The organism is Streptacidiphilus jiangxiensis, assembly GCF_900109465.1.
GTDB classification, from domain to species: Bacteria; Actinomycetota; Actinomycetes; order Streptomycetales; family Streptomycetaceae; genus Streptacidiphilus; species Streptacidiphilus jiangxiensis.
In genome coordinates this window covers 80,942-95,014 of record NZ_FOAZ01000015.1, presented here as the reverse complement: position 1 = coordinate 95,014, position 14,073 = coordinate 80,942, and the positions used below count along the sequence as shown (strand labels likewise).

Annotated in this window: 15 protein-coding genes; 8 read left to right on the top strand and 7 right to left on the bottom strand. The window is 72.0% G+C overall.

From position 1 onward, the window contains the following. Window positions 1–105 precede the first annotated feature (105 nt). Together BMY61_RS26445 and BMY61_RS26440 are read left to right on the top strand one after the other, a co-directional pair. Window positions 106–753, top strand: a complete 648-nt coding sequence (locus BMY61_RS26445) for a TetR/AcrR family transcriptional regulator (protein ID WP_042450599.1) — start codon at window positions 106–108, stop codon at window positions 751–753. A 73-nt stretch (window positions 754–826) separates the two neighbouring features. Further along, window positions 827–1,147 (top strand): hypothetical protein, encoded by a 321-nt coding sequence (locus BMY61_RS26440; protein WP_042450696.1) that lies wholly within the window; start codon window positions 827–829, stop codon window positions 1,145–1,147. On the opposite strand, the gene BMY61_RS26435 is transcribed toward BMY61_RS26440, so the two are convergent. Together BMY61_RS26435 and def are read right to left on the bottom strand one after the other, a co-directional pair. Next, complete coding sequence (locus BMY61_RS26435) at window positions 1,148–1,996, bottom strand: GNAT family N-acetyltransferase (RefSeq protein WP_042450601.1); 849 nt, start codon at window positions 1,994–1,996, stop codon at window positions 1,148–1,150. It abuts the gene before it with no gap. Next, window positions 1,993–2,556: a peptide deformylase gene (gene def, locus BMY61_RS26430; RefSeq protein ID WP_042450603.1), complete on the bottom strand. Its 564-nt coding sequence runs from the start codon at window positions 2,554–2,556 to the stop codon at window positions 1,993–1,995. The genes BMY61_RS26435 and def overlap by 4 nt, the downstream gene beginning before the upstream one ends. Before the next feature lie 158 nt (window positions 2,557–2,714). Between def and BMY61_RS26425 the strand changes: the two genes are divergently transcribed. From BMY61_RS26425 to BMY61_RS26405, 5 genes are all read left to right on the top strand, one after another. Beyond that, window positions 2,715–3,977 (top strand): MurT ligase domain-containing protein, encoded by a 1,263-nt coding sequence (locus BMY61_RS26425; RefSeq protein WP_042450604.1) that lies wholly within the window; start codon window positions 2,715–2,717, stop codon window positions 3,975–3,977. 43 nt (window positions 3,978–4,020) lie between these two features. Further along, a complete protein-coding gene (locus BMY61_RS26420; RefSeq protein WP_042450605.1) occupies window positions 4,021–4,749 on the top strand; it encodes a type 1 glutamine amidotransferase in 729 nt (242 codons plus the stop codon). Between the two features lie 227 nt (window positions 4,750–4,976). Continuing rightward, a complete protein-coding gene (locus BMY61_RS26415) occupies window positions 4,977–6,002 on the top strand; it encodes a 6-phosphofructokinase (protein WP_042450606.1) in 1,026 nt (341 codons plus the stop codon). 48 nt (window positions 6,003–6,050) lie between these two features. Then, window positions 6,051–7,046: a 2-hydroxyacid dehydrogenase gene (locus tag BMY61_RS26410; protein WP_042450607.1), complete on the top strand. Its 996-nt coding sequence runs from the start codon at window positions 6,051–6,053 to the stop codon at window positions 7,044–7,046. A 213-nt stretch (window positions 7,047–7,259) separates the two neighbouring features. Beyond that, window positions 7,260–8,210, top strand: a complete 951-nt coding sequence (locus tag BMY61_RS26405) for a cytochrome c oxidase assembly protein (protein WP_042450698.1) — start codon at window positions 7,260–7,262, stop codon at window positions 8,208–8,210. Window positions 8,211–8,228: 18 nt separating this feature from the next. On the opposite strand, the gene BMY61_RS26400 is transcribed toward BMY61_RS26405, so the two are convergent. Further along, window positions 8,229–8,453, bottom strand: a complete 225-nt coding sequence (locus tag BMY61_RS26400; RefSeq protein WP_042450608.1) for a hypothetical protein — start codon at window positions 8,451–8,453, stop codon at window positions 8,229–8,231. A gap of 30 nt (window positions 8,454–8,483) precedes the next feature. Further along, window positions 8,484–9,203: a TetR/AcrR family transcriptional regulator gene (locus tag BMY61_RS26395; protein ID WP_042450610.1), complete on the bottom strand. Its 720-nt coding sequence runs from the start codon at window positions 9,201–9,203 to the stop codon at window positions 8,484–8,486. Window positions 9,204–9,293: 90 nt separating this feature from the next. On the opposite strand from BMY61_RS26395, the gene BMY61_RS26390 reads away from it, so the two are divergent. Then, window positions 9,294–10,742 carry an MFS transporter gene (locus BMY61_RS26390; RefSeq protein WP_042450611.1) on the top strand — a complete coding sequence of 483 codons (1,449 nt, stop codon included), beginning with the start codon at window positions 9,294–9,296 and terminating at the stop codon, window positions 10,740–10,742. A gap of 18 nt (window positions 10,743–10,760) precedes the next feature. On the opposite strand, the gene BMY61_RS26385 is transcribed toward BMY61_RS26390, so the two are convergent. From BMY61_RS26385 to BMY61_RS47910, 3 genes are read right to left on the bottom strand one after another with little or no spacing between them, the layout of a single operon-like run. Continuing rightward, window positions 10,761–12,011: an MFS transporter gene (locus BMY61_RS26385; RefSeq protein WP_236656095.1), complete on the bottom strand. Its 1,251-nt coding sequence runs from the start codon at window positions 12,009–12,011 to the stop codon at window positions 10,761–10,763. Window positions 12,012–12,067: 56 nt separating this feature from the next. Then, on the bottom strand, window positions 12,068–12,610 hold the full coding sequence (locus tag BMY61_RS26380; RefSeq protein WP_052438891.1) for a hypothetical protein: 543 nt from the start codon (window positions 12,608–12,610) through the stop codon (window positions 12,068–12,070). Further along, complete coding sequence (locus BMY61_RS47910) at window positions 12,600–13,991, bottom strand: SAM-dependent methyltransferase (protein WP_236656096.1); 1,392 nt, start codon at window positions 13,989–13,991, stop codon at window positions 12,600–12,602. The genes BMY61_RS26380 and BMY61_RS47910 overlap by 11 nt, the downstream gene beginning before the upstream one ends. Window positions 13,992–14,073 lie beyond the last annotated feature (82 nt).

Here is a 14,073-nt window from a genome sequence, read left to right as displayed (position 1 = left end):
GGTGTGTCTCCCCGGGCGCGACGCGCTGGCTGGATTGTGGACCGCGAGGTGTTACCGTCGGTAACGTGACCACAGTTTGTTACTAGGCAGTAAGGATGTCAAGGCATGTCGAGCCCCGACCGCGCCGACCGCGCCGACCGGCGCGAGGAGCTGCTGGACGCCGCGGACCGAGTGATCCGGCGGGAGGGTCCGCGCGCGAGCATGAACGCCATCGCGGCGGAGGCGGGCATCACCAAGCCGATCCTCTACCGGCACTTCGGGGACAAGAACGGCCTCTACCGCGCGCTGGCCGAGCGCCACAGCTCGACGCTGCTGACCCGGATCCACGAGGCCCTGGAGGCCCCGTTGGGCCGGCGCGAGCTGGTGGAGAACGTCATCGACACCTACCTCGCCTCGATCGAGTCCGCCCCCCAGGTCTACCGCTTCCTCGCCCACCCCGACCCGGCCTCGGAGGGCCTCTCCCCCGCCGGCCCGCTGGCCCCGACGCTTCAGGCGATCGCCACCGAGCTGAGCGCGGCGATCGCCGGGCAGATCGACCTCGGCCCCGACCGCGCGCTCCTCGCGGAGGCGTGGGGCCAGGCGATCACCGGCATGGTCCTGGCCGGTGGCGACTGGTGGCTGGAGCAGCGCGACTACCCCCGCGAACGCATGGTGCAGACCCTCGCCGACCTCCTCTGGGGCCGCCTCGCCGCCGCCGCGGACAACCCGGCCGCGACCAACAACCACAACGGCACTCACGCAACGGACGGCTGAGGTGCGCTGCGATGTGTGCGGGCACGAGATGTCCCTGTGGCCGACGGACGAGGAGCTCGATTCCGTTCCTTTGATGGACACCTGGACGTGCCTTTGGTGCCACGCCGACACTTTCCGCCACGTCGAATCCGGCAAAATCGAGCGGGTGCCCTATTGGCCTCTCGATTCACGATGGGAACGGGCGGTCTTCCCGCACTTCGACTCGGCGGGAATCCATGCGCGGGCTTTTGCCACCACAACCCTGTGTGGAATCGAAGCGGCGGACATGCTGAGTGATGACTCCATCATGTGGAATCCCGACGAGTCCGCTTCATGCCAGGCATGCAAAGAGATGGCTGAGCTCGTCGATTCCCGGTGGCCGCGGAACCTCCGCGGCCTCGAGGACCGCGGCTGACTACCGCGGCAGCCTCATGGCGACCGTGCTGTGGGCGTGCGTGAAACCTGTGCGTTCGTAGAGGGCGCGGGCCGGGTTGCCCTCCGTCACGGTGAGCACCAGGGACGGGGCGCCCTCCTTCGCGGTCAGGGCCAGCGCCCGGCGGAGCAACGTGCCGCCCACCCCCGGAGGGGCGTGCTCGGGGTCGCGGAAGAGGTCGACGACGGCAGGCCCGGTCAGGGCGAGGTCGGCGACGGAGTGGCCGGCGCGTGGGAGGACCGAGGCGGAGAGGGAGGAGTCGCCGTTCTCCTGGCCGATCATGATCGCGGCCACCGGGCGGCGCCCGACCAGGGCGACCGCGCTGCCGGGCAGCAGGCCGCCGAACAGCTCACCGCCGGCCAGCTGCGCGACCCGGTCGAAGTCCCCGGCGGGGTGGTCGGGGTGACTGCGGGGATACGCACGGCGGTGGACGCGGTGCAGGCGCCGGGGGCTGACCTCCTCCGGCGGGGCCAGCGTCAGCTCCGGCGGGAGGGCCGGCTCCGCCCACGCGGGGTCGGGGGCGTGGAGCGCGAAGTCCCAGACGTAATGGTGCGCATACCGGCCCCGGCTCAGCGAGGCGTCCAGCAGCAGCCGGGCGAAGGCGTCCTGCGGGCCGGTGACCCGCAGCTCCGCCATCCAGCCGGGCAGGCGCCGCAGCACCGCGCCCGCCGCCCGCGCGGGGTCCACCCCGGCCACCGGGCGCAGGTCCGCCGCCCACCAGAAGTCGTGGCCGCCCAGCACTCCGCGGACCTGGACGAAGTCGGCGACCGGCGCGCCGTCGTCGTCGACGACCGACCAGCGTTCGGGGGAGGCGTACCACTCGTCCGTCACGCGTCGTGCCTACCCTCGACGGCCGGGACGTACCACTCGGCGCGCCGCATCGCGCGCCGTGCGCGGGCGCGGCGCCAGCCGCCGAGCTCGTCGAGGAAGACGCCGCCGTCCAGGTGCGCGGTCTCGTGCAGCAGGCAGCGGGCGAAGAAGCCGGTGCCCTCGATCTCGATCGCGGCGCCGGTCAGGTCCTGGCCGCGGACCACGGCACGGTCGGGGCGGGGCGTCTGCGCGCGCAGGCCGGGCAGCGAAAGGCAGCCCTCCTCACCTGCGACGACGACGCCGTCCGCCTCGACCAGGACGGGGTTGACGACGTGCCCCAGATGGCGCTCGTCCTCGTCGTCGGGGCAGTCGTAGACGAAGACCCGCAGGCCGACCCCGATCTGATTCGCCGCCAGCCCCACCCCGTCCTCGGCGTACATGGTCGCGAACATGTCCTCCACCAGTCGGGCCAGCTCCGCGTCGAACGACTCGACCGTCGCGCAGGGGGTGCGCAGCACCGACGAGGCCCAGGGGGTGACGGGGTGCACGACGCCGGCGCTGCCGGGGATACGGGAGAGCATGGGAGGACTCTATGGCTCCGGAACGACCTCGGAACGCGCCCCCGGGTCCGGGTCGCTCCGTGGACGCCATCGACGCCCGAACCGATCGTGCCGGTAGGCTACGGGCAGCCGGGGGCACACCTGTCCCGCAGGCCGGTCCCGCAGGAGGAAAGCAACCGATGTCAGCGCATCCCGATTCGGCCGCGCCCTCGGGCTCGCTGAACGCCCGTGCCAAGCTCGCCGTGACCGCAGGCAAGGCCGCGGCCGCCGTGTCGCGCGCCGCGGGACGCGGCAGCGGATCGGTGATCGGTGGACGCGTTGCGCTCAAGCTCGATCCGGACCTGCTGCGCCAGGTCTCCGCGGGCCTGGACGTCGTGCTGGTCTCCGCGACCAACGGCAAGACCACGACCACGCGCCTGATCGCCGAGGCCCTGAAGGCTGCCGGTCCGGTCGTGTCGAACGCGCTGGGCGCCAACATGCCGGCCGGCATCACCTCGGCGCTGGCCGACAGCGGCGAGGCGCGCTTCGGCGTGATCGAGGTCGACGAGAAGTACCTGAACATGGTCGCCCGGGACACCAACCCGAAGGCGATCGCGCTGCTCAACCTCTCCCGCGACCAGCTGGATCGTTCCTCCGAGACGCGCATGCTCGCGGAGAAGTGGCGCGAGGGCCTGGCCGGCACCGAGGCCGTGGTCATCGCCAACGCCGACGACCCGCTGGTCACCTGGGCGGCCTCCTCCTGCAAGAAGGTCATCTGGGTCGCGGCCGGCCAGGCCTACAAGGAGGACGCCTGGTCCTGCCCGAGCTGCGGCGGCGTCATGCAGCGCCCGGACGAGGAGTGGTTCTGCCCCTCCTGCGGCTTCCGCCGCCCCCAGCCGCACTGGGCGCTCCAGGGCGAGTTCGTGGTGGACCCGCAGGGCCAGCCGTGGCCGATCCGGCTGCAGCTGCCGGGCCGGGCCAACCTGTCCAACGCGACCAGCACCGCCGCCGTGGTCTCGGTCTTCGGGGTGCACCCGCAGATCGCGCTGCAGCGGATGGAGTCGGTGCAGGCCGTCGCCGGCCGCTACGAGTCGGTGCTGGTGAACGGCCGTGAGGTGCGGCTGCTGCTGGCGAAGAACCCGGCCGGCTGGCTGGAGACGTTCAGCCTGATCGACCCGGCGCCCGCGCCGGTGGTCCTCTCCGTCAACGCGCTCTCCGCCGACGGCACCGACACCTCCTGGCTGTGGGACGTCGACTACGAGCGGCTGGTCGGCCACCCGGTCTTCGTGATGGGCCAGCGCAAGCTGGACCTCGCGGTGCGGCTGGAGGTCGCGGGCGTGCAGTTCCAGGTGATCGACTCGATCCAGCAGGCCGTGGCGATGGCGCCGCAGGGCCGGATCGAGGCCATCGCCAACTACACCGCCTTCCAGCAGCTGCGTCGCGACGTCGCGACGCCGAACTGACGCCGCCCGGGACACCAAGGGACTAGGAAGAGGACTCCCCGCCATGACTGACAGTGCCCTGCGGCTCGTCTGGATCTACCCCGACCTGCTGTCCACCTACGGTGACCGCGGCAACGTGCTCGTCGTCGAGCGCCGCGCCAAGCAGCGCGGCCTCCAGGTGGAGCGCATCGACGTGCGTTCCGACCAGGCCGTGCCGACCAGCGGTGACATCTACCTGATCGGCGGCGGCGAGGACCGTCCGCAGCGGCTCGCCGGAGAGCGGCTGCGGCAGGACCCGGGCCTGGGCCGGGCCGTGGAGAACGGCGCGATCGTGTTCGCGGTCTGCGCCGGCTACCAGATCCTCGGTCACGAGTTCATCGACGACCGCGGCGAGCGCACGGCCGGTCTCGGCCTGCTCGACGTCTGGTCGACCCGCGGCGAGGGCAAGCGCAACGTCGGCGACATCGTCGCCGAGCCGGACCCGCGCCTGGGCGTCCCGACGCTGACGGGCTTCGAGAACCACCAGGGCATCACCCACCTGGGTCAGGGCGTCTCGCCGCTCGCGCAGGTCTCCGTCGGCGGCGGCAACGGCACCGGCGACGGCACCGAGGGCGCCTGGCGCGACACCGTCTTCGGCACCTACCTGCACGGCCCGATCATGGCGCGCAACCCGCTCGTCGCGGACCTGCTGATCAAGCTGGCCCTCGACGTCAGCGCGCTGCCCCCGGCGGACAACACCTGGTACGACGCCCTGCGCGCGGAGCGCATCGCGGCGGCCCAGGCGACCGCCTGACCGCAGCGCCCCCGGAGCGGCAGCGCGGCCGCACCCACCACAGACCTGGAGCACCGGCCCACCCAGCCGGGGCTCTAGCACACACCCTCACACTCCCCCGCAGGGCGCCGACGGCGCCGCCCTGGCGACCGGGCCGGCCTGACCGGAAGCCGACGCTCGGTATCATCGCGATAGGGTTGTTTTGTCCGATTTCCGGTCACCGCGCTCTGCTCGGGAGTAGTTGAACGATGCGTATTGGTGTGCTGACCAGTGGTGGGGACTGCCCCGGTCTGAACGCCGTGATCCGATCCGTGGTCCATCGCGGTGTGGTGGACCACGGCGACGAGATCATCGGCTTCGTGGACGGCTGGCGCGGTCTGCTCGAAGAGGACTACCGCGAGCTGACGCTGGACTCCGTCTCCGGCATTCTCGCGCAGGGCGGCACGATCCTGGGCTCGACCCGGGTGCAGCCGAGCAAGCTGCGCGAGGGCGTGCCCGCGGCGAAGGCCATGTGCGAGCGCCTCGGCCTCGACGGCATCATCCCGATCGGCGGCGAGGGCACCCTCAAGGCCGCCCGGATGCTGTCCGACGCGGGCCTGCCGATCGTGGGCGTGCCCAAGACCATCGACAACGACATCGCCTGCACGGATGTCACCTTCGGCTTCGACACCGCCGTCTCGGTGGCGACCGAGGCCCTGGACCGCCTGAAGACCACGGCCGAGTCGCACCAGCGCGTCATGGTCGTCGAGCTGATGGGCCGCCACACGGGCTGGATCGCGTTGAACGCGGGCATGGCCGCCGGCGCCCACGCGATCGTCGTCCCGGAGCGCCCGTTCGACATCGACAAGCTGACCGCCGTCGTCGGCGAGCGCTTCCAGCGTGGCAAGAAGTTCGCCATCGTGGTCGTCGCCGAGGGCGCGAAGCCCGAGCCCGGCACCATGGAGTGGGAGCAGGGCAGCATCGACATCTACGGCCACGAGCGCTTCGCGGGCGTGGCCACCCGCCTCTCCGGCGAGCTGGAGCGGCGCCTGGGCAAGGAGGCCCGCCCGGTCATCCTCGGCCACGTCCAGCGTGGCGGCACCCCGACGGCGTACGACCGCATCCTCGCCACCCGCTTCGGCTGGCACGCGGTGGAGGCCGTCCACAAGGGCGCCTTCGGCCACCTGACGGCGCTGCAGGGCACCAACATCAACCTGGTTCCGCTGGCCGACGCGGTCGCCGACCTGAAGACCGTCCCCGCGGAGCGCTACGCCGAGGCCGAGACCGTCATCTGAGGACGCACTCGGCGGGCGTTGTGCGAAATGTCCGCTTAGCGTGGCCTCATGGAGATCCTCGCGTACGGCGTCCAGGCCGACGAGAAGCCGTTGCTGGAGGCCGCCTGCGCCGGCCGTCACGAGGTGCGGTGTCTGGAGGTGTTCCTCAACTCCGACACCGCACCGCTGGCCGCCGAGCACGAGGTGATCAGCACCAGCGTCAACGCCGAGCTCGACGCGACGACCCTGCGCACCCTCGCCAAGGGCGGCACGCGGATGATCGCGCAGCGCTCGACCGGCTTCAACAACATCGACCTGGACGTCGCGGCGGAGCTCGGCCTCACCATCAGCCGGGTCTCCTACTACTCCCCCTACTCGGTCGCCGAGTTCGCCTGGACGCTGGCGCTGTCGGTCAACCGCCGGATCATCCGCGCGGCCAACCGCACCCGCGAGTTCGACTTCCGCCTGGACGGCCTGATGGGCGCGGACGTCCACGGCACGACCGTCGGCGTGGTCGGCACCGGCAAGATCGGCGAGTGCTTCGCACGGATCGCGCACGGCTTCGGCACGCGCCTGCTCGGCTGGGACGTCGCGGAGAACGCGTACTGCCGCGACAAGCTCGGCATGGAGTACACCTCGCTGGAACGGCTGCTGGCCGAGTCCGACCTGATCTCCCTGCACGTCCCGCTGCTGCCGGACACCCATCACCTGATCGACGAGTCCGCGCTCGCCCGGATGAAGCACGACGCGATCCTGATCAACAGCAGCAGGGGCGGACTGGTGGACACGCACGCCCTCGTCGAAACCCTCCGCGCCGGGCGACTGCGCGGCGTCGGGCTGGACGTGTACGAGGAGGAGACCGGCCTGTTCTTCTTCGACCGCTCGCTGGAGGGCGTGGCGGACGACACACTCGCCCGGTTGATGACGTTCCCCCAGGTGCTGGTGACCTCGCACCAGGCCTACTTCACCGCCACGGCGGTGGGCCAGATCATCGAGACGACGGTCGACAACGTCGACGACTACGTGGCGGGTCGTAGGACGGAGAACACTCTCGTCCCACGCTAGGTCGCACTTTGCCAGGGGCGCGAGGAACTGCGCGAGCAACCACCGGCGTGCGGATGGCCCTGCGCGTTGAGGACCATCTGCTCATCAGTGGTTGCTCGCGCAGTTCCTCGCGCCCCTGAGGTACCCGGTGACTGAGGACAATCCGGGCAGTTCTACTCTGGTGCGGTAGCTGTACGCACCGCCACGCAGGAAGCAGGAACCGCCATGGGCGACATGCCGGGGATGGGCCACGAGCTCGCGCCCTTCACCTTCGGCCGGGCTCTCGCGTTCCACCCCTCCGTCGACTGGGCGTTCCTCGCACTCGCGACGCTGCTGCTGGTCGGCTACGTCGGCGGCTGCGTCCGGCTGTGGCGCCGTGGCGACAAGTGGCCCGTCGGGCGGCTGATCGCCTGGGTGCTGGGCCTGGCCACGATGGTGATGGTCACCTGCACGGGGCTGGCCCAGTACGGGATGGTGCTGCTCAGCGCGCACATGATGCAGCACATGATCCTGTCCATGCTGACGCCGATCCTGCTGCTGCTCGGCGCGCCGATCACGCTCTCGCTGCGCGCCCTGCGTCCGGCCGGGAAGGGCAAGCGGGGGCCGCGCGAGCTGCTGGTCGCCCTGCTGCACTCGCGCTACGTCAAGGTGATCTCGCACCCGGCGTTCACCATCCCGCTCTTCATCGCCAGCCTCTACGGGCTCTACTTCACGCCGCTGTTCGACTTCCTGATGAAGTCGCAGTGGGGCCACTTCGCGATGATGGTGCACTTCCTCGCCGTCGGCCTCGCCTTCTTCTGGCCGATCATGGGCGTGGACCCGGGCCCGCACCGACCCGGCTACGTGATGCGGATCCTCGAGCTGTTCATGGGCATGCCGTTCCACGCCTTCTTCGGCGTGGCGGTGATGATGGCCTCCGGCCTGCTGGTGAACACCTTCGCGCACCCGCCGGCGTCGCTCGGCGTCAACCCGCTGACCGACCAGCACCTGGCCGGCGGGCTCGCCTGGGCGTTCAGCGAGATCCCGACGGCCGTGGTGCTGATCGCCCTGACCTTCCAGTGGGCGAAGTCCGAGGAGCGCGTCTCACGCCGCAAGGACCGCATCGCGGACCGCAACGGCGACCAGGAGCTGGAGGCCTACAACGCCTACCTGGCCCGCCTGGGCCGTCAGGGCTCGGCGGGCTGACCGCACACTCCCGCGTGCTCAGCCGCTGATCATGCTCTCGTAGGGGACCTGCCGCAGGTAGAGCGCGCCGCAGGTGTGGCAGACGGGCTCCTTGGTGTGCGACCAGGCCGAGTCGTGCTCCAACGGGGCGGCGGCGTCGAGGTCGTGACCGCACAGGGCGGTCAGGGCGCCGTCCTTCATCATGTGCCAGGTCTTCACCGACCCGTCACGGCCGAGTTCCGCACGCATTCCGTAGACGTTCATGGGCGAACCTCCTTCGCACCAGCATGCGCCTCAGTCGAAGGTGCGGCCAGCCTGGGCGACCAGCCCGTCGAGCAGCAGGTCGAGGCCGAACTCGAAGCGCTCGTCGCCGACGTTGCGGGTGAGCGGCCCGGCCATCGCCACGATCAGCGGGTAGCGCTCCGCCGGGAGTGATCCGAAGAAGCCACGGATGCCGTCCAGGTACGGCTGGGCCGACCCCTCGCCGCGCTGTTCGCCCGGCTTGGTGCGCGAGCTCTCCTCCACCGCGGTCGCGACCATGTAGAGGCTGATCACGTCCACGCCGTAGGCGCAGACCTGCTCGGGCAGGCCGCCGGCCCGCAGCAGCGCCAGCATGGCCTCCGCGGAGTCGAGCGCGGCGGGTGAGGTGGGGATGTTCTGCTCCATCGCGGCCCGGGCGAGGTCGCCGTGGGCGACGAGGTTGTTCCGCGCCTGCCGCAGGAAGTCCTTGGCCTGCTCGCGCCAGCGCTCGGGGTCCGGCGCGGGGTGGCGCAGGTCTGCGTAGACGCGGTCGAGCAGCAGCGAGAGCAACTCGTCCTTGTTGGCGACGTGCGCGTAGAGCGAGGCGGCGCCCGTCCCGAGCTCCTGCGCGACGCGGCGCATGTTCAGCGCGTCCAACCCCTCGGTGTCGACCACCCTGAGGGCGGTCTCGACGATCAGCTCACGGCTCAGGGTGCGCTTCTTGCGCTTGGGCTCCGTACCGAAGGAGCCGGGCCAGGTGGGCGCGGAGGTCATGGCCCCACCCTACTTGACACGAACAGCGTTCGTAAGTAGAACGGTGTTCGTCATCACGAACACCGTTCGTCCAACCGAGGAGAGCCTCCCATGTCCACCACCACGGTCCGCGCGGATCCCCGACCCGCCGTCGCCGGGCACCCCCTGCGGCGGTTCGCACTGGGCGCGATCCTGCTCGCGGAGATCATGGATCTGCTCGACACCACCATCGTCAACGTCGCGGCGCCCTCCATCCGCCACGCCCTCGGGGGCGGCGACAGCCAGATCCAGTGGGTCAGCGCCGCCTACACCCTCGCCTTCGCCATGCTGTTGATCACCGGCGCCCGCCTGGGCGACCTCGTCGGCCGCAAGCGGATGTTCCTGCTCGGCACCGTCGGCTTCACGCTCTGCTCCGCGCTGTGCGCGGCCTCCGACGGGGCCGGGATGCTGATCGGTGCCCGCGCCTGCCAGGGGGCCTTCGCGGCACTGGTCATCCCGCAGGGGCTCGGCATCATCCGCGCCGTCTTCCCCGCCGAGGAGATGGGCCAGGCCTTCGGGGCCTTCGGCCCGGTGCTGGGCCTGTCCTCCGTGCTCGGCCCGACCCTCGGCGGACTGCTCGTCGGCTCCGACCTGTGGGGCACCGGCTGGCGCATGATCTTCCTGATCAACCTGCCGGTCGGCCTCGCCGCCACCCTGCTCGGCGCCCGCGCCATCCCCGCGGACCACGGGACGGCCGGCGCCCGACGCCTCGACCTGCCCGGAGTGGCCGTCCTCAGCGCGGCCATGGTGCTGCTGGTCTACCCGCTGATCCAGGGACGCGAGCTCGGCTGGCCCGCCTGGACCTTCGCCTCCATGGCCCTGTCGCTGCCCCTTTTCGCCGGCTTCGCCGCGCTCCAGCGCCGCCGAGCCGGGACCGGTCGCGCACCGCTGGTCGAGCCGGGCCTCTTCCGGGGCCGGGCCTTCCGCTCCGCCATCGTCGTCGTCGCACTGTTCTCGGCCGCGATGTCCGGCCTGATGCTCACCTTCACGCTCACCCTCCAGCTCGGCGCGCACTGGACACCGCTGCACGCCGGGCTCACCTTCGTCCCGATGTCGGTGGGCATCGTCGCCGGAGCGGTCGCCAGCGGCGCCGTCCTCGGCGCACGCTTCGGCCGCCGGGTCATCCACGCCGGCGTGGTCGTCATGGTCCTCGGCGTGCTGGGCCTGTGGGCGAGCCTCGGCCACTGGGGCCTGACCGTCACGACCTGGGAGCTGCTGCCCGCCCTCCTGGTGAGCGGCGTCGGCATGGGCCTGCTGATGGGTCCGCTCTTCGACATCGCCCTCGCGGGCGTCGCCGAGGAGGAGTCGGGCTCGGCCTCGGGCGTCCTCAACGCCCTGCAGCAGCTCGGCGGCTCGGTCGGCGTCGCCGCACTCGGCACGGCGTTCCTGTCCTGGGCGCCGACGCACGGCCCGGTCACCGCGGCCGGATGGACGCTCGCCGCGACGGCCCTCGTCCTCGGACTCGTCGGCCTCGCCGCCTTCGCACTGCCGCGCATGCCGCGCGCCGAGCAGCAGCACTGAGCATCGACGCGGGGGGCGTCAGGCGGCGGTCGGCACGGGCTCCGGGTCGTGCTGGTGCAGGGCGGCCCGGCGGGGCAGCAGCAGCGGGGTCGCCAGCATCAGCGCACCGACCAGGGCGATGACGCTGCGCGGCCCGATCGCGGCCGCCAGCAGGCCGCCGAGACCCGTCATCAGCGCGACCGAACCCTTGGTCCCGACCGACCAGGCCGAGAGGGTCCGGGCCACCCGGTCCGACGGGGTGAGCTCCAGTCGGGTGGTCGCGAACACCGGGTTGTAGACCGCACTGCAGGTGATCAGCCCGAACTCGACCACCATCACCAGTGCGAGCCCGGCCACGCCGGGACCGACGAACGCCAGGCCGAGACTCCAGCAGGCGCGCAGCACGCCCGAGACCCGCAGCACGCGCGCCCGACCGTAGCGGGCGACGAGCGGCCGGGCCAGCCGGGAGCCCAGCAGCCCGCCCAGGCACGGCAGGGCGAAGGCCAGCGCGTACTGCCACGGCGCGAAGCCGAGCCGGCCCAGCATCAGCACCGCCAGCAGTGGCAGGCTCGCCATGATCAGCCCGTTGACCAGCAGGTTGTTGAAGAACAGCGGCCGCATGGTGCGGTGCCCGAGGATGAACCGCCAGCCCGCCAGCAGGTCCGCGCGCGACAGTCCCGGCGCCGCGGCACGCGTGGGTGGCGGTTCGGAGGTGCGCATCGCGCTGATCCCCAGGGCCGAGAGCAGATAGCTGACGGCATCCGCCAGCAGGGTGACGACCGGGCCGAACATCCCGATCATCGCACCGCCCAACGGCGGCCCGATCACCGAGGAGGTCCACATCGTCGACTCGAACCGGGCGTTGGCGCGCAGCAGGTCTGCGCGTGGGAGCAGCGCCTTGAGGCAGGCGCCGCTGGCGGCGTTGAAGGTGATGTCCGCCGCCCCGACGACGACCTGGGCGAACAGCAGCTGCCCGAAGCTCAGCCATCCGAACACGTAGGCCAGCGGCAGGCTGACCAGCACGACGAACCGGATCAGGTCCATCGCGACCATCACCGGCCGCTTGCGGCGGAACTCCACCCACGGCCCCAGCGGCAGCGCCAGCGCCGCGCCGACCGCGGGCCCGGCCGCGGCCAGCAGCGACACCTCGACGGCCCCCACGTGGAGCGCCCGGATCGCGACGATCGGGAACGCCTCGAAGGCGAGCCACGTCCCCATCGTGCTGACCGCGTACGCGGTCCAGAGCCACCCGAATGCCCGCCCCAGCGACCCGCGTTTTCCGTCCGACACGGGGATGCACTCTATGCCACGCCACTGACAACCCCGGCCGGCGTCCCGACGGGCCGCTACCGGTCGGGCCATCCCTCCGGCGGTACCAGCCGGCCGTCGTGGACGGTGAAGCCGAGGTCGCGCAGGTAGGGACGGGCCTGTTCGAGCAGGGACACGACGCGGAAGCAGGTGCGGAAGCAGAGCGCCGCCAGCGGCAGTTCCACCAGGCAGGCCATCAGCAGGGCGACGACCGTGTCCTGGGTCGTCGCGGCGAGCATCACGTCGAACCACGCGTCGGTGACCAGCAGCGTGCCCGCGACCGCCGTCACGATCGCGCTGCGCGGCGACAGCCGCAGGATCCGGACGGCGCAGCCGGTGAAGACGACGATCAGCAGCGCGTCGAAGCCGCCCCAGGCGACGTCCCAGTGGGCGGCGCGCTCCCGGCCGGGGAGGGTGAGGAAGAGCAGCACGGTCCAGGGGACGAGCCCGACGGCGGCGCAGAAGTAGAGAAGCGCCAGCCGTGGCCGCACCACGCGCTCGCTGTGCTCGAGGGCGGGGGTCAGGAACGCCGGAGGCTGCAGGAAGCGCGGCAGCCGACGTTCCCAGTGCTCAGTGTCCATCGCGACGGTCTTCCGGGTCGGGGCCCGTGTGGTTCGGCACGTAGCCGAGGTCGACCGCCGTGGCCGGCGGGCCGTCACGGCGCAGGTCCGCGAGGAGGGAGACGAGCTGGGGCGGCCACAGGGTCTCGGTGACCTCACCGAGCTCCTGGGGGGTGAACCAGCGGCAGCCGAGGATGCCGTCCGCGGCGAACGACTCGGTCAGGTCGCCGACCGGGTCGCGGCGCGGCGCCGAGGCCAGGAAGATCACCTCGTGCTGGCGGACCAGACCCACGTCGCCGCGGTGGTAGTCGTGTTCCCAGCGCCACAGCTCCGGGCCGGTCACGACGTCGGTCCAGCCGGTCTCCTCGGCGGTCTCGCGCAGCGCGCCCGCGAGTGGGTCCTCGCCCTCGTGCAGACCGCCGCCGGGGAGGACCCAGTGCGGGCCGACCTCGGCGTCGTGGTGACGCTGCAGGAAGACCGCGCCGTCGGGGTCCAGGACGAGCAGGCGCGCGGCGGGACGGCGGGGACGCTCGGCGAGCGAGGGACGCTCGGCGAGCAGGAATCCGTAGCCGTCCATGACGCGGTCGGAGCCGTAGCGCTCGCGCAGCTCCGCCTCGCCGGTCTCGTGGACCAGCCAGCCGTGGCGCCGCAGCCACTGCGCGTGGTTCTGGCGCAGCCCGCCGCGCCACAGGCGCGTCGCCGCACTCATCGACGGGTCGTGCAGTGCGAGTTCGCGGGTGCGACGCAGAGAGCCGTCGCGGACGAGCGACAGGCGGCTGCCGGGGGCGGAGAGTTCGCCGATCCGCTCCAGGAGCGCGGCGGCGTCCGCGGCCTCCAGGTAGACGAGCAGTCCCTCGACCAGCCAGGCGGTGGGCTGCGCGGGGTCGAAGCCGGCGGCACGCAGCGGCGCGGCCCAGTCCTCGCGCAGATCGGCCGTCACCACGTGGCGCTCGACCCGGGGTCGGGCTCCCTTCTCGGCGAGCGCGCGCTCCTTGAAGGCGACCATCTCGGGCAGGTCGAGCTCGAAGAGGCGGACTCCGGCAGGCCAGTCGAGGCGGAACGCGCGCGCGTCCAGGCCCGCCGCGAGCAGCACCACCTGGGTGCAGCAGCCGTCCGGGCCGACGGCCTCGCGCAGGTAGTCGTCGAACCAGGCGGTACGCAGCACCAGGTGCGCGGACATGGCCACCCACGCCTCGCTGCGCTCCTCGGGGCGGCTCCGGGGGCGGTCCTCGGGGCCCGGCACCCAGGAGGCGACGGCGGCGCGCAGGAAGTCGGCGGCGTAAGGGTCCTCGAAGAGCCGGTCCGGGCGGGCGGACTCGGCCGCGCGGGCCATGGCGACGCCGAGCGCGGTGCGCCCGACCCCCTGCGGAAGCGGGCTCTCCGTCTGTCGATCATCAGTCACATGCCCCAATCTAGGCGGCGTGTCGCGCGCCACGGAAGGGGAACCGGATCCAGCCACTCGGGGGCCACCGAACGGCGTGGAC